Source organism: Massilia sp. DJPM01, from assembly GCF_030348125.1.
Lineage (GTDB): Bacteria > Pseudomonadota > Gammaproteobacteria > Burkholderiales > Burkholderiaceae_D > Telluria_A > Telluria_A frigida.
Genome location: NZ_JAQOZV010000042.1, coordinates 47,029 through 69,036, shown reverse-complemented (window position 1 = coordinate 69,036; position 22,008 = coordinate 47,029). Strand labels below are relative to the sequence as shown.

Genomic DNA, 22,008 nt, shown 5'->3' with positions numbered 1-22,008 from the left:
GATTGCCGATGAAGGCCGCCAGGTCGGCCAGGTCGACTGCCGTGAATTTACCGGCGTAGATATTACCCATGCCGCCCTTGTTGGCGGCAATCGCGGCGCTGATGGCAGCCGGATTATCGGCCGCGCTCAGGATCTTGCTGACGTTCGCCGCCGGCGAGGCGGTGTGGCAGCGGGCGCAGGCTGCGCCGCCGCCCGGGGGGCCGTTCAGGTACAGGCTTTTTCCGTGCAGGGCATCGGCCGCGTGGGCCTGGCCCATCGCCAGCAGCGCGCACAGCCCGGCGCCGAGGCCGGATTGGTTCAGTCGAAATCCCGTCATTGCTACTCCTGGTTGATGTATTGATTAATAGGTGCTGAAACTGCAAAAACTCAGTGCGAAACCGTTACACAGCGCGTGGACCAGGGCGCACAGCCGCCAGTCGCGCCAGCGGCGATAAACCAGTCCGAAGGCGAGGCCCGGCAACAACACCGCCGCCACCGCCTGCCAGCCCGAGGCCACATGCAGCAGGCTGAATGCGAGCGCCGGCACGCCCAGGACCAGCGCCGCGTGCAAGCGCCGCCGCATCAGCCATTCCTGCAGGCCGGCCCGCACGATCCATTCCTCCAGCAAGGGCGCGAGCAGCAACAGGCGCAACAGGCTGGCCGCCGAGTGATCGAGCAATTGGGGGCCGCACAGGGCGGGGAGGGCGAACAACATGCGGTCCTTGGTCGTCTTGTTGCTCGGTCAATACGTGCCCGCAGCCAAAAGGTTCAATGCTTTTTCAAAATATTTTGTAAAAATAGCCACGGGTAGAATCGTTGCCTGGGTCGGAACACCACATTTTTTTCTCGGCAGCATGAACCTTTTCGCTGTGAGCAAGTATTCACCGCATAATTGGAGAAAATCGCAGGATGCTTAAACAATGGAGAGCGCGTTTCGGGGGCGCGCCGGCGGCGCCTGCCGGCAGCGCCGAAACGGAGTTGATTGCCCTGATCGCGGGCGGGGACCGGGACGCCTTCCAGGCCCTGTACCGCATCTACTTCGGGCGGCTGGCGCGTTTCCTGGACCGGATGGTGCGCAACGCCGCCCTGATCGAGGAGATCGTCAACGACACCATGCTGGTGGTGTGGCAGAAGGCGCATACCTTCGACCATAGCTGCAAGGTCTCGACCTGGGTGTTCGCCATCGCTTACCGGCAGGGGCTCAAGGCGGTCAACCAGCGCGACGAGCCGGTGGAATCGAATTTTGAGCTGGAAGCGGGCGACGCGCGCCAGGAACCGGAGCACGCCATCGCGCGCCAGCAGTTGCAGCAGGGGGTGGGCGAGGCGCTCAAGGCGCTGTCGCTCGAACAGCGGGTGGTCGTTACATTGACTTATTACCACGACATGGGCTACCAGGAAATCGCCGAGACGATGGGTTGCCCGGTCAATACCGTGAAGACGCGGATGTTTCATGCGCGGCAGCGCCTCAAGGTGCTGCTGTCCTCACATCAGGAAGAACTCTTATGAACCTGAACCAAGAACCGACCAGCGCAGCGCACCAGGCGATGCGCGATTTGCTGCCGTGGTTCGTCAACGGCACCCTGGACGCCGCCGCAGCGGCCCAGGTCAGTGCGCACCTGCCGCACTGCGCCGAGTGCGCGGGCGAGGTCGAATGGCAGCGCCGCTTGCGCGCCGCCGCACCGGCCGAACCGTCCGGCCTCGATCCGGAACGGGCACTGGCGCGCCTGATGCCGCGCCTCGGCCCCCAGCAACGCGCGGCGCCGCCTTTTGCGGCGGGCCTGCGCGCCTGGCTTGGTGGCGGCTGGATGCCGTGGGCGCTGGCGGGGCAGGGCGCGCTGATTGCGGTGCTGGCCGTGCGGCTGGCCATGCCCGGCGCCGAAGGCGGCGCTTACCAGGCGCTGAGTAATGGCGAAACGGCGCCGGCCGCTGCGATGGTGGTGATGTTCCATCCCGACGCCAGCCTGCGCGAGGTGCAGCGCATCCTGCAGGCCAGCGGCGCGCGCGTGGTCGACGGGCCGACTGTGACCGGCGCCTTCGTGCTGGGCGCGCCGCCGGAACGCCAGGCCGGCGCGCTGGCTGCGCTGCGGGCCGAACCGGCGGTGCAACTGGCCGAAGCGCTCACGCCGAAGAGCGCGCCGTGATGCGCTCTCTGCTGGCGGCGGCGCTGCTGCTCATGTCGCTGGCCTGCCGCGCCGGCGGGCAGGAGGAGCCGGCGGCGGAGGCCAGCGCGCCGCGCCAGATCCTGGTGATGCTGCATTTGCCGGCGCCGCACTTCCGGCCCGACGCCTCGTACGGCGCCAACTACCGTGACGACGCCGGACGCCTGGCACGGCGCCGCGTCGCCGAGGCGCTGGCGCGCGAACATGGCCTGACCATCCTCGAAGGCTGGGCCATGCCGGCCCTGAACGTGGACTGCTACCGCATGGCCGAACCGCCCGGCGCCGAGCCGGGCAAGATCGTCGAGGCGCTCTCGCGCGACGCCCGGGTCGACTGGGCGCAAGCGATCAATACCTTTTCGGCCCAGGCCAGCGACCCGCTGTACCCGGTGCAGCCGGCTGCGCTGCAATGGCAGCTGGGCGAAGTGCGCAAGGCCGCCACCGGGCGCAAGGTGCTGGTGGCGGTGATCGACAGCGGCGTCGAAGCCGACCACCCGGACCTGGCCGGGCAGCTCGCCTTCCAGGAAAACTTCGTCGATGGCCAGCCGTATGCGGCCGAAACGCACGGCACCGGCGTGGCGGGGGTGATCGCGGCGCTGGCCGGCAACGGGGTCGGGATCGAAGGCGTGGCGCCGGACGCGCGCCTGATGGCGCTGCGCGCGTGCTGGCAGGTGGCCGGCGGCGCCACCCGCTGCAACAGCTTCACCCTGGCCAAGGCCCTCAACTTCGCGCTGATGCACGGGGCCCAGGTGATCAACCTGAGTCTGTCCGGCCCGGCCGACCGCCTGCTGCGCGAACTGATCGACGTGGCGTGCGCGCGCGGCGTGCGGGTGGTGGGGGCGGTCGATGCGGCCAGCGCCGATGGCGGTTTTCCGGCGTCGCACCCGGGCGTGTTCGCGGTGGCGGCCGACAGCAGCCGCCAACTGACGGCACAGGTGCTGATGGCGCCCGGGCGCGACATCCCGACGGCGGCGCCGGGCGCGCGCTGGGGCATGGTGTCGGGGTCGTCCTATTCAGCGGCGCATATCTCTGGCATGATGGCCGTGCTGAGCGAGCTGCGTCCCGGGCTCACCTTGCCGCAGGTGCGATCGAGCATCGTGCTGCAGCCGGGCGGTATCAACCTTTGCGCCACCGTCACCCGCCTCACAGGAAAATGTACATGCGTTTGCGTCGAGGTCACGCCGCCCAAGATCGCCCGCCAGCCCTGAACCACACCGCCGCGCGCGGGAGTATCGTTGCGTAGATGGCCGCTGGCGCTGGTGCTCGCGTGCTGCGTGGCCGGCAGCGACGCGCGCGCCCAGGCCAGCGGCAGCCTGTCGCTGGTCTCCGACTATTATTACCGCGGCGTCGGCTACAGCAAGGGCGACCCGGTGGCCCAGTTCAACCTGTCGTTCGACACCCGCAGCGGCTGGTATGCGGGCGCGTTCGCCTCCCTGCTCAAGATGAACAACACCCCGCGCGGGCTGTACGCGATCGGCTATGCCGGTTATGCGCGGCGGATGGCGGCGGGCGGCTCGTGGGAAGCGGGCGCCTCGAACCATACCTTCACCACCATGTCGGCCCTGAACTACCGCGAAGCGTATGTGGGGCTGGGCAGCGACCGCCTCAGCGGCAGGGTGTCGTATTCGCCCGCCTACATGGGCACGGCGATGCGCACCGTGTACAGCGAAGTCAATGGCGGCCTGGCCCTGAGCGACGACGTGGGCCTGTTCGCGCGCGTCGGCTATCTGCGCGCGGTGTCGGCGGTGCCGCGCTACACCTCGGGCACCCGGCTCGATGGCCGCATCGGCATCGGCCTGAGCGTCGATGCGTGGAAATTGCAGGCCGCCTGGGATGCCCTGCATGCGCAGCAGGGTGCGTACGCCCCGTCGCGCGAGGGGATCGCTTCGCGCAGCGCTCTGGTGCTGACCGTCAGCCGCGCATTCTAGGCGGACTGAGCTTTGCACAAAAGAAAAAGGGCCCGGGGATTTCTCCCCGGACCCTTCGTCCTGACGAATTTCTGGTGCGGCTGGCAGGAATTGAACCCACGACCCCTTGGTTCGTAGCCAAGTACTCTATCCAGCTGAGCTACAGCCGCAGAAGCAAAGATTATAGCAGCGTATTTTTGAAATGCCAAATCTTCCTGAGAAGATTTTTACTGATTGCCGAATAAAACACTGCGACACAAAGAAAAAGGGCCTGTAAATTTCATCACAGGCCCTTCGTCATCACGAATTTTGGTGCGGCTGGCAGGAATTGAACCCACGACCCCTTGGTTCGTAGCCAAGTACTCTATCCAGCTGAGCTACAGCCGCTTAAGCAAATATTATAGCAGCCTATTTTGACTTTGCCAAATCTTCCCAAGCATATCGCTGAGAAAAGCCGAATAAAGAAATGGCGCCGTAAAGAAAAAGGGCCTGTGAATTTCTTCACAGACCCTCGATCCTGACGAATTTTGGTGCGGCTGGCAGGAATTGAACCCACGACCCCTTGGTTCGTAGCCAAGTACTCTATCCAGCTGAGCTACAGCCGCGTAAGCAAATATTATAGCAGCTTCACCTTTTTTCCGGAACCCTTGATTTGCTGGCTCGTTTCTTTCCGGTGCTCTACCACGCTTCGGATCGCTTGCTTTCCGAAGAAGGCGCTATTGTAGGGGCGCCCGCGCCGTTTGTCCAGAGGGGAAACATAAGGAGGACAACAGCAAGTAATTGTCATCCGCGGCCGGGCATCTGTTAGATTACTCCTATTGCTGCGTGGAACGCCCGAATGAAGCTTCGATTCACCACCCGCCCGAACCCGATGCTGCCCCGTCTGGCCCTGGCCGGGCTGCTGGCGCTGGCGTGCATGGGCGCGGCGCAGGCGGCACCGGTGCGCAGCCTGCGCTTCGAACACATCGGACTCGAACAGGGGCTGTCGCAGGAATCGGTGCACAGCATCCTGCAGGACCGCCAGGGCTTCATGTGGTTCGGCACCCAGGCTGGCCTGAACCGCTATGACGGCTACCGCATGACCGTCTTCAAGAACGACCCGGCCGATGCCGGCAGCATCGCCGACAATTACGTCTCCGCCGCGTTCGAGGACGAGCAGGGCCGCCTGTGGTTCGGCACCAAGGGGGGGCTGATCCGCTACGAACGCGGCACGCAAAAATTCGTTCGTTACGCCAGCGCCGGCAATGCGTCGGACGGCTTGAACAACCGCGTGGTGTCGGCCATCGTTGGCGACGGGCGCGGCGGCCTGTGGCTGGCCACCGGCGAAGGGCTCAAGCACTTCGACCCGGCCAGCGGCCGCTTCGCCACCACGCGCCACGATCCGGCCGACCCGGCCAGCCTGAGCGACGACCGGGTCAACACCCTGGCGCGCGATACCGATGGCAGCCTGTGGGTCGGCACCGCCTCCGGCCTGGACCGTCTCGCGCCCGGCGCGCGCAATTTCGAGCGCTTTACCCTCGGCGCGCCGCAGGAAGCCGCGCGCAACCAGGTGCTGTCGCTCTCGCTCGGACCGAACCGCACCTTATGGATCGGCACTGGCGCCGGCCTGCATGCGTGGCAGCTGGGCGGGGCCGCGCCGGCGCGGCGCCAGATCGGCATGGACGACGGCGTCGGCGCGGTGCGCGTGCTGTCGCTGTACCACGATGCCAAGGGCGGCCTGTGGGTGGGAACCGAACTCGATGGCTTGCTGTGGCGCGACCCCGCCAGCGACAGGTTTGTCAGCTACCGCCACCTGGCGCTCGACCGCCATTCGCTGTCGGATAACCGGATCGCGGCCACTTTCCTCGACCGCAGCGGCACGCTGTGGGTCGGCAGCTGGTTCGGTGGCGTGAACCGGGTCGACATTGCCAGCGGCGGCTTTAACCGGCTGGCGCATATTCCGGAGGACGCCAGCAGCCTCAGTTCAAACAAGATCCGTGTCGTCGCGGCCGATGGCAAGGACACCCTGTGGCTGGGCACCACCGGCGGCGGCGTCAACCGGCTGGACGTGGCCAGCGCCACGGTCACGCGCCTGGTTCCCGGCGAACTGGTGACCGCGCTGGCGGTGGCGCCCGAACGCGTGTGGGTCGGCACGCCCACCGGGCTGTCGTGGATTGACAAGCAAAGCGGCCGTTCGACGCCGCTGCCGATCGGCAGCGCCGCCGCCACTTCCTATATCCAGCGCCTGATGATCGACCGCGCCGGCATGCTGTGGGTGCTCACGCGCGGCGGGGTGCTGCGCTACGATCCGGCCAGCGGCAAGCGCAGCGCCTGGCGCCACGATCCGGACAATCCGTACAGCCTGGGCGAGAACCACGGCTTCGCGATGCTGGAAGACCGCCAGGGCTTCATCTGGATCGGCACCGACAACGGCCTCGAACGGCTGGACCAGGCCACCGGCCGCTTCACCCATTACCGCTACGACCCGGCCAATCCGGCCAGCCTGCGCCACAGCCGCATCTATTATCTGTTCGAGTCGCGCAAGGGCCAGCTCTGGGTCGGCACCGCGGGCGGCCTGCACCGGGTCGAAACCGGCGCGGACGGGCAGGTGCGTTTTCGCTTCTTCGCGCTCAACGGCGCGGCCGCTTCCGATCCGATCGGGGCCATCCTGGAAGACGACGCGGGCATGCTGTGGGTCAGCAGCACCGCCGGCATGGTGCGCCTCGACCCGTCCAACGGGCAGGTCAAGCGCTACACCTCGCGCGATGGCCTGACCGACGGCTCCTACTTTGTCGGCTCGGCCGCGCGCCTGGGCGACGGCAGCCTGCACTTCGGCGGCATCAATGGCCTGACCTCGTTCCGTCCCGAGGCGATCCGCGAAAACCCGTACCCGCCGGCGGTGGTGATCACCGACTTCCTGATCTTCAACCGCCCGCTGCGCGCCGGCCAGAAGCTCGATGGGGTTACCTTCGATGGCGCCATCGAGGATGCGAAATCGATCACGCTGTCGTACCGCGACAGCGTGCTGTCGCTCGAATTCGCCGCCCTGCATTTTGCCGACCCCCAGCGCAACCGCTACCTGTACCAGCTCGAAGGCTTCGACCAGGGCTGGGTCAGCACCGATGCCGGCAAGCGCTTCGCCACCTATACCAACCTCGATCCGGGGCATTACGTGTTCCGGGTCCGGGCCGGCAACAAGGATGGCGTGTGGGGCGAGGCGCCGACCGCGCTGGCGATCACCATCACGCCGCCGGCCTGGAAAACATGGTGGTTCCGCACGCTGCTGGCGGTGCTGGGGCTTGGCCTGGGCTATGCGCTGATGCGGGTACGGGTGCGCGCGCTGGTGCAGCAAAAATCCCTGCTCGAACGCCAGGTCGGCACGCGCACCGCCGAATTGCTGCTGCAGAAGGATTCGGTGGAGCGCCAGAAGGCCGAAGTCGAGCAGGCGCACCGCAACATCGCGCTCCTGAGCGCCATCGGACGCAAGCTGACCGCCAAACTGGATAGCGAATCGATCATGCTGATGCTGTATGCGCACGTCAATGAGCTGATGGATGCGAGCGTGTTCGGCATCGGCCTGTACCGGCCTGACCGCGCCACGATCGATTACCCGTTCGCGATCGAGGGCGGCAAGCGCTATGCGCCGTACTCGCGCAGCATGGACGATCCCAACCAGCTCGCGGTCTGGTGCATCGTCAACGAGCGCGATGTGTTCATCAATAACCTGGACAAGGAGTACGGCAACTACATCGCCGACCTCTCGCTCACCTCCAGCGTAGACAATCTGGGCACGCTCGAAGACGGCTCGCTGCCGACGCCACCGCGCTCGCTGCTGTACGTGCCGATTGCGGTCAACGGCCGCATGCTGGGAGTGGTGTCGGTGCACAGCTACGTCGAGAATGCCTACGAGCGCATTCACCTCGACATGCTGCGCACGCTCGCCTCCTACGTCGGGGTGGCCTTCGATAACGCCGACGCCTATCGCCAGTTGCAGGACGCGCAAACGCAGCTGGTGTCGCAGGAAAAACTGGCGGCACTCGGCTCGCTGGTGGCCGGCGTGGCGCATGAACTGAACACTCCGATCGGCAACAGCCTGCTGATGGCCAGCACGCTGCAGGAAAAGACCAGCGACATCGCGCAAAAGTTCGACGGCGCCACCATCCGCCGCTCGGAACTGAAGGTCTTCATCGATGCCTCGCAGGAGGCGTCGGCGCTGATCATGCGCAGCCTGTTCAACGCGGCCGAGCTGCTCAACAGCTTCAAGCAGGTGGCGGTGGACCAGGCCAGCGCGCAGCGCCGCCGCTTTCACCTGGAGCAGGCCACCCACGAAATCGTCGCCACCATGATGAACCAGGTGCGCAAGGCCGGCCACACGCTCGAACTGGAGGTGGAAGCGGACATCGAGATGGACAGCTATCCGGGACCGTTCGGGCAGGTGATGATCAACCTGATTAATAACGCGATGCTGCATGCCTTCGAGGGCCGCAGCGGCGGGGCAATGACGGTCAGCGCCACCCGGCAGGGGACGGAGCGGGTGCTGGTGACCTTCCATGACAATGGGGTGGGCATCCCGGTCGAACACCAGGCGCGCATCTTCGATCCGTTTTTCACGACCAAGATGGGGCAGGGCGGCTCGGGACTGGGCTTGAATATCACCTACAACATCGTCACCTCGCTGCTGGAAGGGAGCATCCGCGTCGAGAGCAGCGCGGAGCGCGGCACCACCTTCTTCATCGACCTGCCGCTGTGCGTGGCGCCGCTGGCGGCATAGAATACGACACGCACGACGTTAACAGGGAGATGCATGACCATCATCACGACGATTGAAGACCTGCGGGTACTGGCGCGCAAGCGCGTGCCGCGCATGTTCTACGACTATGCCGACGCCGGTTCGTGGACCGAATCGACCTACCGCGCCAACAGCGACGATTTTGCGAAGATCAAATTCCGCCAGCGGGTGGCGGTCAATCTGGTCGACCGCACCACGCGCAGCACGATGGTGGGGCAGGAAGTGGCGATGCCGGTGGCGCTGGCGCCGACCGGCCTGACCGGCATGCAGCATGCCGACGGCGAAATCCTGGCGGCGCGCGCCGCCGAACGGTTCGGCGTGCCGTTCACGCTGTCGACCATGAGCATCTGTTCGATCGAGGACGTGGCGGCGCACACCACCAAGCCGTTCTGGTTCCAGCTGTACGTGATGAAGGACCGCGAATTCATCAACCGCCTGATCGACCGCGCCAAGGCGGCGCGCTGTTCGGCGCTGGTGCTCACGCTCGACTTGCAGGTGCTGGGCCAGCGCCACAAGGATATCCGCAACGGCATGACGGCCCCGCCCAGGATGACGCTGGCGAACATCGTCAACCTGATGACCAAGCCGCGCTGGGTCATGGGCATCCTGCGCACGCCGCGGCGCGGCTTCGGCAATATCGTCGGCCATGCCAGCGACGTGTCGGACATGTCGTCGCTGTCGGCGTGGACCTCGCAGCAGTTCGATCCGGCGCTGTCGTGGGCCGATGTGGAGTGGATCAAGCGGCGCTGGGGCGGAAAGCTGATCATCAAGGGCATCATGGATGCCGAGGATGCGCGTCTGGCGGCCGACAGTGGCGCCGATGCGCTGATCGTGTCCAACCACGGCGGACGCCAGCTCGATGGCGCGCAGTCGAGCATCGGCGCGCTGCCGGCCATCGTGGAGGCGGTGGGCAAGCGCATCGAGGTGCACATGGATGGCGGTGTGCGCTCGGGGCAGGATGTGATCCGGGCGCTGGCGCTCGGCGCCAAGGGCGTGTATATCGGCCGGCCGTTCCTGTACGGCCTGGGAGCGCTGGGCGAGCAGGGCGTGAGCAAGTGCCTGGAAATCATCCGCAACGAGCTTGATCTGACGATGGCGTTTTGCGGCCTGCGCGACGTGAACGACGTCGACCAGCGCATTCTGCTGCCCGGGACCTTCTGAACGCCGTCATTGGCGCACGCCGCACATCCTTGCCGGTGCCGGCCAATCCCCGACAAGCTGCGCTGTAAATAGTCCGGCAGGCGGCCGCTCCCTCATGCATAATCAGCTGACAATAATATGACGGAGACATGACTTGCTTACTCGACGTGAACTGCTTGGATTGGCCTTACTCGGACCTTGGCTCGGTGGATGCGGCGGGGGCGACAATCCGGGCCCGAAAAGCGCGACGCAGGGAGGGATCGAGCTGCCCGTTGCGACCACTATCGCGGATGACGACTGGCCGCTTTCGACGCCAGCCAGCCAGGGCATTCCCGCTAGCGCCATGCAAACGCTGCTCGATGAAGGCGCCGCCCACACCTTTTTGTACGGCGTGCTGGTCGTGCGCAATGGACAATTGATCGGCGAGCGATACTACAACGGCGGCAAGTCGTCGGATCTGCGCAGCGTCGCTTCGGTGAGCAAGTCGGTCAGCAGCATGCTGATTGGCCAGACGCTTGCCGCCGGCAAGATCGCCAGCACTGCGGACACACTGGGCAAGCTGCTGCCGAACGAGCTGGCCACGACGCCGAATGCGTATGCCGCCGGGATCACATTGCAGCAGCTTCTCGACATGTGCGGCGGGCAGCAATGGGACGAAGCGACGCGCCAGCTCGATGCCACTGGCGCCCCGGACATGACGGCGTTCGCGCTTGGACTGCCCTCGGATGGCAAGGGAGCGGGCAAGGTGTGGAATTACACCACCGCCTCCTCGCACCTGTTGTCGCCCATTCTGCGCAACGCCAACGGCGTTGACGCGCTTGCGCTCGCGACCAGCAAATTGTTCCAACCCCTCGGCATCGGGCGCGCGGCCTGGTCGCGCGATGCCAGCGGCATGGTGCATGGCTCGTTCGGCCTGCAGCTGCGCACCCGGGACCTGATGAAGCTGGCGTGGATGGCATTGCAGGGCGGGCAATGGAAGGGCAGCACGGTGGTTCCGGCAGCCTGGCTGACCGACAGCTTCACGCCGCATGTGAAGGGGCTGGGCGATTCGGGGGCGTTGAAGAAGATTGGCTACAGCAATCTGTGGTGGTCGGGAACCATCGAAGGTCTCGGCGTGAACCTGGCCTGGGGTTATGGCGGACAGTTTGCGCTGCTCGTGCCGCAATTGAACATGGCCATTGCGACGGCATCGGAACTGAATCTGCCTTATAACACGGCGGACGTCAACGAGACCGCCATCCTGAACCTGATCGGCCGTTTCCTGCGCGCTGCCCAAGCCTGACGCAGGCCAGGGCGTGGACGCGTGCGACAGCCGGGCGCTGCGTGGTGCGCACCCGGCGCGCCAGGTCACGTCATTGTCATACGACGTTCAGCGGTTTCCCGGCCTCGAACGCCTCCACGTTATCGATCAGCATATCGGCCAGGGTTTGCATCGCCCCCGCGCTGGCCCAGGCCACGTGCGGCGTCAGGATGAAATTCGGCAGCCGCAGGGCCAGCAGCGGGTTGTCCGGCGCCGGCGGCTCCTGGCTCAATACATCGAAGCCGGCGCCACCGAGCACGCCGCCGGCCAGCGCGCTGGCCAGCGCCGCTTCGTCCACCAGGCCGCCGCGCGCCGTGTTGATCAGAAGGGCGCCGGGCTTCATTTGGGCCAGCTGCCGCGCGCCGATCATATTGGCCGTCTGCGCGCTCAAAGGCAGGTGCAGGCTGACCACATCGCTGGTGCGCAGCAGTTCATCGAACGTGAGCACCTCGACCCCGGGGTCGTCCACCTTTGAGCGCGACACCACGGCGATGCGCATGCCGAAGGCGCGCCCGATGGCCGCTACCTTCTTTCCCAGCGCGCCATAACCGACGATGCCCAGGCGGCTGCCCGCCAGGTCGGCAATCGGATGACTGTGCAGGCAAAACTGGCTCGACCTCTGCCAGTGCCCGGCATCGACATCGGCGCCGTACGCCTTCAGGTTGCGGCGCAAGGCGAGAATGAGGCTGAAGCAGTGCTCCGGCACCGCCACCAGCGAGTAATCGCGGATGTTCGAGACGACAATGCCGCGCTCGCGGCAGGCATCGAGATCGACATTGTTGGTGCCGGTGGCGGAAATGGCCACCATTTTCAGCTCCGGCAGCTGCGCGATGTCGGCCGCGCGCAGCGCCACCTTGTTGGTGATGGCGATGGTGGCGCCGCGCAGGCGCTCGAGTACCTCGCCGGAGCCGCTGGCGGCGTGTTCGCGCCACTCATGTCCGAACGCCGGGCGGCGCACATTGGCCTTGAGACTGTCGCGGTCGAGGAAGACGATGGTATGCATGTCACAGCCTTTGCAGTTGCAGTTGTGGATAGGTGAGGAACAGGTCGGCCACCCATTCCACGAATACGCGCACCTTGGCCGACAGGTGGCGGTTTTGAGGGTACACCACGTTGATCGGCAGCGGGGTGCTGGTCCAGTCGGCGAGGACGATTTCCAGCGTGCCGGCGGCGACCATCGATTCGGCCATGAAGCTCGACATCTGCACCAGTCCCAGTCCCTGCATGCCGGCCCGCATATACGCGGTCGAGTCGTTCACGGCCAGGCAGGCCGGCGCGGCGATGTTGATCACTTCGTCGCCGCGCGCAAAGTCCCAATCGTAGGTCTTGCCGGTCTTGGTGGAGAAATAGTTGATGCAGCGGTGGCTGGCCAGGTCGTTCGGATGCGTGGGCCGCCCATGCTGGTCCAGGTAGGCGGGCGTGGCGCAGGTGACGAAATGCAGGACCCCGACGCGGCGCGCGATCAGGGCCGAATCGGGCAGGTTGCCGCCGCGGATGGCGCAATCGACGCCTTCTTCGATCAGGTCGACCGGACGGTCGCTGCATCCGAGGTCGACGCGGATGTCCGGGTAGCGATGGAAAAAGTCGGACAGCGCGGGAATCAGGAGGTCGTTGGCGATGCCGCTCGAGACATCGACCCGCAGCCGTCCGCTCGGATTGGCGCGGTTGCGCGAGAGCGATTCCTCCGCTTCGCGCACGTCCGACAGGATGCGCAGGCAGCGCTCGTAATAGGCGGCGCCGTCGGCGGTCACGCTGACATGGCGCGTGGTGCGGTGCAGCAACTTGACTGCGAGCGCCAGTTCCAGCGCCTGTACCAGGGTCGAGACGGTGGCCTTGGGCAGCTGCATGTTCTCGGCCGCGCGCGTGAAGCCCCCAGCGTCGACCACCTGCACAAACACTTCCATCGCTTGCAATTTATTCATATTCCTCCGTATTGTTCAGAATCCTGAACAATCAATTCGCTGTTGCCCTCTTTATCAGATTGTAGAACAAGTTTAAAGTGGCCGTACTGCATCAAAGGATGTCAGGACAACGGGAAGGAAAGGGGAACTTTTTATGCGTTATCAAAAAGCAATCATGTTGGTCGCGACGCTCGCGATGGCGATGCTGACGCTGACGGGTACCGCCCTGACCGACCAGTTTCCGCAAGCGGCGAGCGCCGAAAGCGTCGGTTTTGACGCACTTGCACATGACCTGTTCGGCAGCACGCTGGTGGCCAGGTCCGATGACGAGCCGGGAGTGGCGGAATGAATCGGGTGGACGCGCCGGCGCAGCTGAAAATCCGCGACCTGGAGGTTGCGGGGGCCGAAGGCCCGCTGGCTGCGCGTCTGTATGCGGGCGGCGACGCCGGCGCCAGGAAGGATGGCTTGATCGTGTTCTTCCACAGCGGCGGCTTTGTCGGCGGCGACCTCGATGAAGCTGACGAATTCCTGCGCCACCTGGCCAGCTGCTCGACCCAAAACCTGGTGCTGGCATCGTGCTATACCCTGGCGACCGAGCGCCCGTTTCCCGCCGCCGCCGAAGATGCGCACGCGGTGCTGGTGTGGGCCAAGAAACACAAGGCCAAGCTGGGATGGAGCGGCAAGCGCCTGCTGGTGTCGGGAATCGAAGCGGGCGCCAACCTGGCCGCCGTCTGCACGCTGATCGCGCGCGACCGCGGCGGCCCGGCGCTGCACGGCCAGATCCTGATCATGCCGATGCTCGACCCGGGCTTGTCGACCTGCTCGATGCGCGAAATTCCGCAGGACCCCAGCCAGGCCGGCGTGGCCGCGAGCTACCGCGGCTACCTGCCGAATGCCGCCGACCGCACGCACCCGTATGCGTCGCCGCTGCAATCGAGCCGGCTCAAGAACCTGCCGCCGGCCCTGATCCTGTCGGCCGAAGACGATCCCCTGCGCGACGAGGCGGAACAATATGGCGCCAAGCTGGCCACCTGCGGCGTCACCACCACGGTCAAGCGGATGGCGCCGGCGCCGCTGCAAGACCCGGCCGCGCGCAACGACTGTGCCTGCAAGGCCGTTGCGCTGCATGAAATCGGCAATTTTTTACATGGCCTGGACGCCCCACCCAGCCCACCCTGATACGACGCGTTACCCGTAACACCACCAGTTACCCCCGTGCAGCTGCGCTGAGAGATCCTCGGCGCAGCGTACGGACCCTTTTCGCCTTTTCGCAACACCGCAGGGCGCTGTAGCCTCGCTTACCGCCTGACTCATTAAATATTTTCATCAATAAGAGGAACAACATGAAAACCACTAATCGATTAATGACCTTCGCCCGGCCGCTCGCCGCCGCGATGGCACTGGCGGGGCTGGCGGCATTGTCGCTGGCGGGTTGCGACGACGCGAACAGCAAGGCCCAGCCGGCAGCACCGGCCGGGCCGCCGATCACCGCCGCCACCGTGATCGAGCGCTCGGTCAACGAGACCCAGGAGTTTTCGGGCCGCCTGGAAGCGGTGGACCGGGTCGACATCCGGGCGCGCGTGAATGGCTTCATCACCTCGGTGAACTTCAAGCCGGGCAGCGTCGTCAAGAAGGGCGATGTGCTGTTCGTGATCGACCCGCGTCCGTACCAGGCCGAGGCGAACCGCGCCGAAGCGGCGGTCAGCTCGGCCCGCGCGCGCGCCGACCTGGCCAAGCTGGAACTGGCCCGCGCCGAGCGCCTGCTGGCCGACAAGGCGATCGCGCAGCGCGAGTTCGACGAAAAGGCTTCGGGCCTGAAGGAACTCGACGCCAACGTGCGCGCGGCCCAGGCCTCGCTCGAAGCGGCGCGCCTGAACCTGAGCTACACCAATGTGCACGCGCCCATCGGCGGGCGCGTCTCGAAAGCCGAAGTCACCCTTGGTAACCTGGTCGATGGCGCCGTGATCCTGACCTCGGTGGTGTCGAGCAATCCGATCTACGCCACCTTCGACGGCGACGAAGATACCTACCTGCGCGTCGGCCGTGTGGCCCAGAAGGGCGCGACGGTGCCGGTCAATATCGGGCTGGCCAACGAAAGCGGCTTCCCGCATGAAGGCAAGCTCGAATTCGTCGACAACCGCCTCGATTCGGCCACCGGCAGCGTGCGCATGCGCGCCATGTTCGACAACACCGACAACACGCTCGTCCCGGGCCTGTTCGCACGCGTCCAGTTGAGCGGCAGCGACAGCACGCAAGCGAAGACGGTGCTGATCAGCGACCGCGCCATCGGCACCGACCAGAACCGCAAATTCGTCTACGTGATCGGTGCCGACAGCAAGGCCGAATACCGCGCCGTGACGCTCGGCCCGTCCATCGACGGCCTGCGCGTGGTGCGCAGCGGCGTCAAGCCGGGCGAAAAGATCGTCGTCAACGGCCTGCAGCGCGTGCAGCCCGGCGCGCCGGTGACGGCCCAGATCGTGGCGATGGACCAGGACAGCAAAGCGCCGCAAGCAAAGGCGGACGACACCAAAACAGCCGAACCGAAGGCCGCCGAAGCCAAGGCCGAGCTGAAGGTCGCCGACGCATCGGCTAAAACCAAGGAATAATTCACATGAACTTTTCACGATTCTTTATCGACCGGCCGATTTTCGCGGCCGTCCTGTCGATCATCATATTCGTGGCCGGCCTGCTGTCGATCTTCGCACTGCCGATCTCCGAATACCCTGACGTGGTGCCGCCTTCGGTGGTGGTGCGTGCGCAGTATCCTGGCGCGAACCCGAAAGTGATCGCCGAAACCGTCGCCGCGCCGCTGGAAGAGCAGATCAACGGCGTCGAAAACATGCTGTACATGTCGTCGCAGAACACCTCCGACGGCTCGCTGATGCTGACCGTGACGTTCAAGGTCGGTACCGACGTCGAACAGGCCGAGTCGCAGGTGCAGAACCGCATCCAGCGCGCCTTGCCGCGCCTGCCCGAGGAAGTGCGCCAGATCGGCGTGACCGCCGTGAAAAGCTCGCCCAACCTGACCATGGTGGTTCACCTGGTTTCGCCAACGGGCCGCTACGACGACGTCTACCTGCGTAACTACGCGGTGCTGAACGTGAAGGACCAGCTGGCCCGTATCCCGGGAATGGGCGACACCCAGCTGTTCGGCGCGGGCGACTACGCCATGCGCATCTGGCTCGATCCGCAGAAGGTGGCGGCGCGCGGCATGACCGCGTCCGACGTGGTGGCCGCGGTGCGCGAACAGAACGTGCAGGTAGCCGCCGGCGTGATCGGCGCCTCGCCGTCGAAAGGCGCCGAGTTCCAGCTGACCGTCAACACACAGGGCCGTTTGACCTCGGTCGAGGAATTCGGCGACATTATCGTGCGCACCGGTTCCGACGGTGCCATTACCCACTTGAAGGATGTGGCGCGGCTTGAGCTGGGGTCGAATTCCTACTCCCTGCGCGCTCTGCTGAACAACAAGTCGGCCGCCGCCATCGGTATTTTTGAAGCGCCGGGCGCCAATGCCCTGCAACTGTCGGCCGACGTACGCGCCAAAATGGCCGAACTGAAGAAAGACTTCCCAGAGGGCGTCGACTTCAGCGTGGAGTACGACCCGACCCAGTTCGTGCGCGCATCGATCAAATCGGTGATCCATACCCTGCTCGAAGCGGTGGCACTGGTGGTGCTGGTCGTGATCATCTTCCTGCAGACCTGGCGCGCGTCGATCATTCCGCTGCTGGCCGTGCCGGTATCGATCATCGGCACCTTTGCGGTGATGCTGGGCTTCGGCTTTTCGATCAACACGCTGTCGCTGTTCGGGCTTGTGCTGGCCATCGGCATCGTGGTCGATGACGCCATCGTCGTGGTGGAAAACGTGGAACGCAATATCGCAGCCGGCTTGACCCCGCGCGACGCGACGGTCCAGGCCATGAAAGAGGTGAGCGGTCCGATCATCGCCATCGCCCTGGTATTGTGCGCCGTGTTCGTGCCGATTGCGTTCGTGGCCGGCCTGTCGGGCCAGTTCTATCGCCAGTTCGCCCTGACGATCGCTATTTCGACCGTGATTTCGGCATTCAGCTCGCTGACCCTGTCGCCGGCACTTGCCGCCGCCTTGCTCAAGCCGCACCATGCGCCGAAAGATCGACTGACGCGCGTGATGGACAAGCTGTTCGGCCGTTTCTTCGCCTGGTTCAACCGCTTCTTTGGCCGCGCATCGACCAAGTATGAAGGTGGCGTGAACATCGTCCTGAAACGCAAGGGCATCTCGCTGATGGTGTACGCCGTGCTGGCCGTGGCCGCCGTGTTCATGTTCAAGGCGGTGCCGAACGGCTTCGTACCGGCCCAGGACAAGCAGTACCTGGTCGGTTTTGCCCAGCTGCCCGATGCGGCCTCGCTGGACCGTACCGATGCCGTGATTCGCAAGATGTCCGACATCGTGGCCAAGGTTCCCGGCGTGGAATCGTCGATCGCCTTCCCTGGCCTGTCGATCAACGACTTTACCAATGCGCCTAACGCCGGCATCGTGTTCGTCACGCTCAAGTCGTTCGAAGAGCGCACCGGCAAGGGCCTGTCGGGTCCTGAGATCGCGGCGGAAGTCAATAAACGCCTGGGTGCCATCCAGGACGCCTTCATCATGGTGTTCCCGCCACCGCCGGTCAATGGCCTTGGCACGGTGGGCGGCTTCAAGATGATGATCGAGGACCGCGGCAACGTCGGCTACGACGAGTTGTACAAGGCGACGCAGGCGGTGCAGATGAAAGCCTGGCAGGACCCGCAGCTCGCTGGCGTGTTCTCCAGCTTCCAGATCAACGTGCCGCAGTTGTTCGCGGACGTCGACAAGGTCAAGGCCAAGCAGCTCGGCGTGCCGCTGACGACGATCTATCAGACCTTGCAGATCAATCTGGGCTCGCTGTACGTGAACGACTTTAACCAGTTTGGCCGTACTTACCAGGTGCGCGTGCAGGCCGATGCGCCATTCCGTTCGCACGCCGACCAAATTGCCCAGCTCAAGGTCCGCAACGACAAGGGCGAGATGATTCCGCTGTCGTCGCTGATGCGCATCAAGGATACCTATGGGCCTGACCGCGTGCAGCGCTACAACGCCTACGTGTCGGCCGACATGAACGGCGGCCCGGCTCCCGGCGTCTCGTCCGGCCAGGCGCAGGCTGCCTTGGAGAAGATCGTTGCCGAAGTGCTGCCGAAAGGCGTGTCGTACGAATGGACTGAACTGACCTACCAGGAGATTTTGTCGGGTAACACGATGGTGCTGGTGTTCCCGCTGTGCGTACTGCTGGTGTTCCTGGTGCTCGCCGCGCAGTACGAAAGCTGGACCCTGCCGCTGGCCGTGATCCTGATCGTGCCGATGTCGATCCTGTGTGCGCTCATTGGCGTCAAGCTCACCGGTGGCGACAACAACATCTTTACCCAGATCGCGCTGTTCGTGCTGGTCGGGCTGGCGTCGAAGAATGCGATCCTGATCGTCGAATTCGCCCGCGAACTCGAAGACCATGGCCGCACCATCGTCGAAGCTGCGCTGGAAGCTTGCCGCCTGCGTCTGCGTCCGATCCTGATGACGTCGATCGCGTTCATCATGGGCGTGGTGCCACTGGTGTTCTCGAGCGGCGCCGGCGCCGAAATGCGCCATGCGATGGGCGTGGCGGTGTTCGGCGGCATGCTGGGCGTGACCTTCTTCGGTCTGTTCCTCACGCCGGTGTTCTACGTGCTGCTGCGTACCTTCGCCAAGAAGATGGAAAAGAAATCAAGCGTGGCAGTGCCTGCGCATCTGGAAGGAGCAGTGTAATGACTGATATGACGAGAACCATCACCAGGCGCGTCGCGCCCTTGCTGGCGGCGCTGCTGCTGGTGGCCTGTTCCAGCGTGCCGGAACTGAAAGCGCCGGCGCTCGACATGCCGTCGAGCTTCAAGGAGTCGTCCGAGCCGTTGCAGGCGGCCGACGGCACCCGCTGGAAGGTGGCGCAGCCGGCCGAAGGGCAGGCGCGCGGCGAGTGGTGGCTGGCGTTTAACGACGCCAACCTGACCGCCTTGATCAAGGAAGCCACCGACGCCAACGCCAGCCTGGCGGTGGCTGCGGCGCGGGTGAAACAGGCCAGGGCGCTGGCCGGCCTCGCCGAGGCGGACCGTTCGCCCCAGGTAGGGGCGGGCATGGGTGCGCAGCGCAGCCGTACGTCGGGCGTATCGCGCGGCCTGGCCGACGATGCGCCGGCCGTACCGGGCAATGTGTACCAGGCCAGGCTGAGCGCAAGCTACGAGCTCGATCTGTTCGGCCGCGTGGCCGCCAGTGTCAGCGCATCGCGAGCCGATGCGCAAGCTTCCGAGGCGACCTACAAGTCGGTCTTGCTGGCCTTGCAGGCCGACGTGGCGCAGACTTACTTCAAGCTGCGCGAAACGGACGCCGAACTGGCGACCCTGGCGCGCACCGTGGACCTGCGTGCGCAAAGCGTGAAGGTGAACCAGAGCCGCTACGACAATGGCGACATCGGCGAATTCGACCTGGCCCGCGCCAGGACCGAACTGTCGACGGTGAAGGCCGAGGCGATCGGCTTGCAGCGTCAGCGCGTGCAGTATGAACACGCACTGGCGGTGCTGCTGGGGAAACCGGCGGCCATGTTCAGCGCCGACGTCAACCCGCTGGCGGAATCGGCGCTGCTGCCGGCCATTCCGGCCGGGCTGCCATCGACACTGCTTGAGCGCCGTCCCGACATCACCGCCGCCCAGCGCGCGATGATTGCCGCGAACGCCCGCATCGGCGTGGCCAAGACGGCGATGTATCCGTCCCTGAGCCTGACCGGCGGCCTGGGTACCGAGTCAGGCAGCGGCGGCAATCTGTTCAACTGGAGCGCGCGTTCATGGGTGCTCGGCGCGCTGCTGTCGATGCCGATCATCGACGGTGGCCGCAACAAGGCCAATATCGCGCGCAGCGAAGCGGTGCTGGAGGAGTCGGTTGCAACGTATCGCCAGAACGTGCTGGTGGCCTTTGCCGAAGTCGAAGACAACCTGGCCGGCCTGCGCATTTTGGCAGGCCAGACCGAGCAGATCGACGCGGCGGTGGTGTCGGCGCGCCGTTCGGCCGACCTGGCGCAGAAGCTGTACCAGGCGGGCCGTTCGAGCTATCTCGACCTGCTCGATGCCCAGCGCAACCTGGCTGCGGTCGAACGCAACGCGGTCAAGCTGCGCGGCGACCGCGCCACGACCACCGTGGCGCTGATCCGCTCCCTGGGCGGCGGCTGGCAGTAATGATCCGGTAATCATCAGGTAAGATTCCCACCATCGCAATTGGCGCGGCTTTCATGCCGCGCCAATTGCGTATTCACAGGGCAGGCCATACAATGGCCGCACATGCCCGCCACCTTACCAGACGAGCAGCTGATGCTGCGCTACCGCGATGGCGACCTGCTCGCCTTCGAGGAACTCTATCGCCGTCACTCTGCGGGCCTGTACCGCTTCGTCGCCTGGCGTTCGCCGCGCGCGGACTGGGTCGACGAGATCGTGCAGGACAGCTGGATCAACCTGCATCATGCGCGCAGCCGCTACCAGCCGGAGGCCGCGTTCCGCACCTATCTTTACCAGATCGCCCGCAATCGCCTGCTCGACCTGCTGCGCCAGCAGCAACCGGTGCTGGCGGCGGAACTGGGTAGCGGCACGGATGGCCGCGACGTATTTGACTCGCTGGCCGATGCGGCGCAGGATGTGGTTTCGCCCGACGTCGCGCTCGAACACAAGCAGCAGCAAGACAGCCTGCACCTGGCACTGGCCAGTTTGCCGAGCGAGCAGAAAGAGGCGCTGGTATTGCAGCAGTTTTGCGGCATGAGCCTCGAAGACATCGCCGCCCTGGTGGCAGCGCCGGTGGAAACGGTCAAGAGCCGGTTGCGCTACGCCATGCGGAAACTGCGCGAAGGGAGACTGAGTGAACAACGATGACATGAGCGACGAGGAGTTCGACGCCTTCCTGCGTGGGGAAGACGATCTGTCGCGCCGTCTGCAAGGGGTGGCGCAGCCGGCACCTGGCGCGCAGCTCGATGCGGCGATCCTTGGTTATGTGAAGGCGGGGCTGGCGCAAGAGGCGCGGCCGGCAGCGGCCAACGACGCCACCGGCGGCGACGCGTCGCCACGCCTGGCGCCGGGCCTGGGCCGGCGCTGGCGCATTCCGGCCGGGATTGCGGCGGGCGTGCTCGCCGGCGTGCTGGGACACCAGTTGTACCAGGGGCGAGGCGTACGGATGGAAAGCGAGATGACCGCAGCCCAGGTGGTGCGGCACGAACCGCCTGCGGCGATGGCGCCGGAGCCGGCGCCCATGGCCGCGCCACCGCCACCGCCAGTGATGGCGGAAGCGCCATCGGCGCCAGTGACGGTTGCCGCCGCGCCGGCGCTGTCCACGCCCAGCGCGCCGCCGCCTGTCGTGGACGAAGCCAAGGCAAGCGCCGCTGCCGAGCCGAAACAGCAAATGCAGGATAACTATGCGTCTGCGCCAGCGCCAGCATTGGCGCGCGTGCGGGGAGAAAAAGACATTGCGGCGGACCTGCCGGCAATGAAAGCGGCGGCTGCTCCACCGTCGGAACGCGTGGCCGTCGACGCGAAGCGCAGCGCCGAGACGTCGACCCAGCGGTTCTCCGACAATGCAGCTTCGCCAGGCCTGGCGGTGCGCAAGGAAAACGAGGCGTTCGGACGGCGCGCGGGCCAGGAAGCGGCGCATGCCAAGCGCGCGCGCGACTGGCTGTCGGTGATCGACGCGATGCTCAAGGCGGACCTGAAAAGCGACGCGCTGGCCGAGTGGACCAAGTTCCGCGTCGCCTATCCCGACTATCCGGTGCCAGACGAGATGCTGGCCCGGATCGCGGCAATCAAGCGGTGA

At 65.4% G+C, this 22,008-nt stretch carries 17 protein-coding genes, 3 tRNA genes and 1 pseudogene; 14 read left to right on the top strand and 7 right to left on the bottom strand.

Going from position 1 to position 22,008, the window contains the following annotated elements; translation table 11 throughout:
- Together PO883_RS23685 and mrtJ are read right to left on the bottom strand one after the other, a co-directional pair.
- A pseudogene (locus PO883_RS23685) lies at positions 1-316 on the bottom strand (hypothetical protein); the annotation flags it as partial.
- A gap of 24 nt (positions 317-340) precedes the next feature.
- The gene (gene mrtJ / locus PO883_RS23680) at positions 341-694 is read right to left on the bottom strand and encodes a JDVT-CTERM system glutamic-type intramembrane protease (protein WP_289311929.1); all 354 of its coding nucleotides are present in this window, start codon (positions 692-694) and stop codon (positions 341-343) included.
- 194 nt (positions 695-888) lie between these two features.
- Here mrtJ and PO883_RS23675 point away from each other — a divergent pair, with 194 nt between their 5' ends.
- The 4 genes from PO883_RS23675 to PO883_RS23660 are packed head-to-tail and all read left to right on the top strand — an operon-like array spanning position 889 to position 4,063.
- Complete coding sequence (locus PO883_RS23675) at positions 889-1,485, top strand: RNA polymerase sigma factor (RefSeq protein ID WP_289311928.1); 597 nt, start codon at positions 889-891, stop codon at positions 1,483-1,485.
- Positions 1,482-2,120: a zf-HC2 domain-containing protein gene (locus PO883_RS23670; protein WP_289311927.1), complete on the top strand. Its 639-nt coding sequence runs from the start codon at positions 1,482-1,484 to the stop codon at positions 2,118-2,120. Before PO883_RS23675 ends, PO883_RS23670 begins: the two co-directional genes overlap by 4 nt.
- Positions 2,120-3,343, top strand: a complete 1,224-nt coding sequence (locus PO883_RS23665) for a S8 family serine peptidase (RefSeq protein WP_289311936.1) — start codon at positions 2,120-2,122, stop codon at positions 3,341-3,343. The genes PO883_RS23670 and PO883_RS23665 overlap by 1 nt, the downstream gene beginning before the upstream one ends.
- A gap of 27 nt (positions 3,344-3,370) precedes the next feature.
- Entirely contained in the window at positions 3,371-4,063 is a 693-nt protein-coding gene (locus tag PO883_RS23660) for a TorF family putative porin (RefSeq protein ID WP_289311926.1), read from the top strand.
- 72 nt (positions 4,064-4,135) lie between these two features.
- Here the strand turns inward: PO883_RS23660 and PO883_RS23655 are convergent.
- The 3 genes from PO883_RS23655 to PO883_RS23645 form a co-directional block, all read right to left on the bottom strand.
- Positions 4,136-4,212 (bottom strand) — tRNA-Arg (locus PO883_RS23655).
- Between the two features lie 140 nt (positions 4,213-4,352).
- Positions 4,353-4,429: transfer RNA gene (locus PO883_RS23650), tRNA-Arg, on the bottom strand.
- Between the two features lie 141 nt (positions 4,430-4,570).
- A tRNA-Arg gene (locus PO883_RS23645) sits at positions 4,571-4,647 on the bottom strand.
- A gap of 233 nt (positions 4,648-4,880) precedes the next feature.
- On the opposite strand from PO883_RS23645, the gene PO883_RS23640 reads away from it, so the two are divergent.
- The 3 genes from PO883_RS23640 (at position 4,881) to PO883_RS23630 (ending at position 11,232) form a co-directional block, all read left to right on the top strand.
- Complete coding sequence (locus PO883_RS23640; protein WP_289311925.1) at positions 4,881-8,792, top strand: two-component regulator propeller domain-containing protein; 3,912 nt, start codon at positions 4,881-4,883, stop codon at positions 8,790-8,792.
- 33 nt (positions 8,793-8,825) lie between these two features.
- Positions 8,826-9,971, top strand: a complete 1,146-nt coding sequence (locus PO883_RS23635; protein ID WP_289311924.1) for an alpha-hydroxy acid oxidase — start codon at positions 8,826-8,828, stop codon at positions 9,969-9,971.
- A gap of 133 nt (positions 9,972-10,104) precedes the next feature.
- Positions 10,105-11,232 (top strand): serine hydrolase, encoded by a 1,128-nt coding sequence (locus PO883_RS23630; protein ID WP_289311923.1) that lies wholly within the window; start codon positions 10,105-10,107, stop codon positions 11,230-11,232.
- 76 nt (positions 11,233-11,308) lie between these two features.
- Here PO883_RS23630 and PO883_RS23625 read toward each other — a convergent pair whose 3' ends face one another.
- On the bottom strand, positions 11,309-12,253 hold the full coding sequence (locus PO883_RS23625) for a D-2-hydroxyacid dehydrogenase (protein WP_289311922.1): 945 nt from the start codon (positions 12,251-12,253) through the stop codon (positions 11,309-11,311).
- 1 nt (position 12,254) lies between these two features.
- Positions 12,255-13,172, bottom strand: a complete 918-nt coding sequence (locus PO883_RS23620) for a LysR family transcriptional regulator (protein ID WP_289311921.1) — start codon at positions 13,170-13,172, stop codon at positions 12,255-12,257.
- A gap of 133 nt (positions 13,173-13,305) precedes the next feature.
- On the opposite strand from PO883_RS23620, the gene PO883_RS23615 reads away from it, so the two are divergent.
- From PO883_RS23615 to PO883_RS23585, 7 genes are all read left to right on the top strand, one after another.
- Positions 13,306-13,500 (top strand): hypothetical protein, encoded by a 195-nt coding sequence (locus PO883_RS23615; RefSeq protein ID WP_167089022.1) that lies wholly within the window; start codon positions 13,306-13,308, stop codon positions 13,498-13,500.
- Positions 13,497-14,330, top strand: coding sequence for an alpha/beta hydrolase (locus PO883_RS23610; protein WP_289311920.1), 834 nt, complete (start codon positions 13,497-13,499; stop codon positions 14,328-14,330). The genes PO883_RS23615 and PO883_RS23610 overlap by 4 nt, the downstream gene beginning before the upstream one ends.
- 164 nt (positions 14,331-14,494) lie before the next feature.
- Entirely contained in the window at positions 14,495-15,757 is a 1,263-nt protein-coding gene (locus PO883_RS23605; RefSeq protein ID WP_289311919.1) for an efflux RND transporter periplasmic adaptor subunit, read from the top strand.
- Positions 15,758-15,762: 5 nt separating this feature from the next.
- Positions 15,763-18,939 carry an efflux RND transporter permease subunit gene (locus tag PO883_RS23600; RefSeq protein WP_289311918.1) on the top strand — a complete coding sequence of 1,059 codons (3,177 nt, stop codon included), beginning with the start codon at positions 15,763-15,765 and terminating at the stop codon, positions 18,937-18,939.
- A gap of 8 nt (positions 18,940-18,947) precedes the next feature.
- Entirely contained in the window at positions 18,948-20,393 is a 1,446-nt protein-coding gene (locus tag PO883_RS23595; protein ID WP_289311935.1) for an efflux transporter outer membrane subunit, read from the top strand.
- Between the two features lie 102 nt (positions 20,394-20,495).
- Positions 20,496-21,077, top strand: a complete 582-nt coding sequence (locus PO883_RS23590) for a sigma-70 family RNA polymerase sigma factor (RefSeq protein WP_289311917.1) — start codon at positions 20,496-20,498, stop codon at positions 21,075-21,077.
- Positions 21,064-22,008: a hypothetical protein gene (locus PO883_RS23585; RefSeq protein ID WP_289311916.1), complete on the top strand. Its 945-nt coding sequence runs from the start codon at positions 21,064-21,066 to the stop codon at positions 22,006-22,008. The genes PO883_RS23590 and PO883_RS23585 overlap by 14 nt, the downstream gene beginning before the upstream one ends.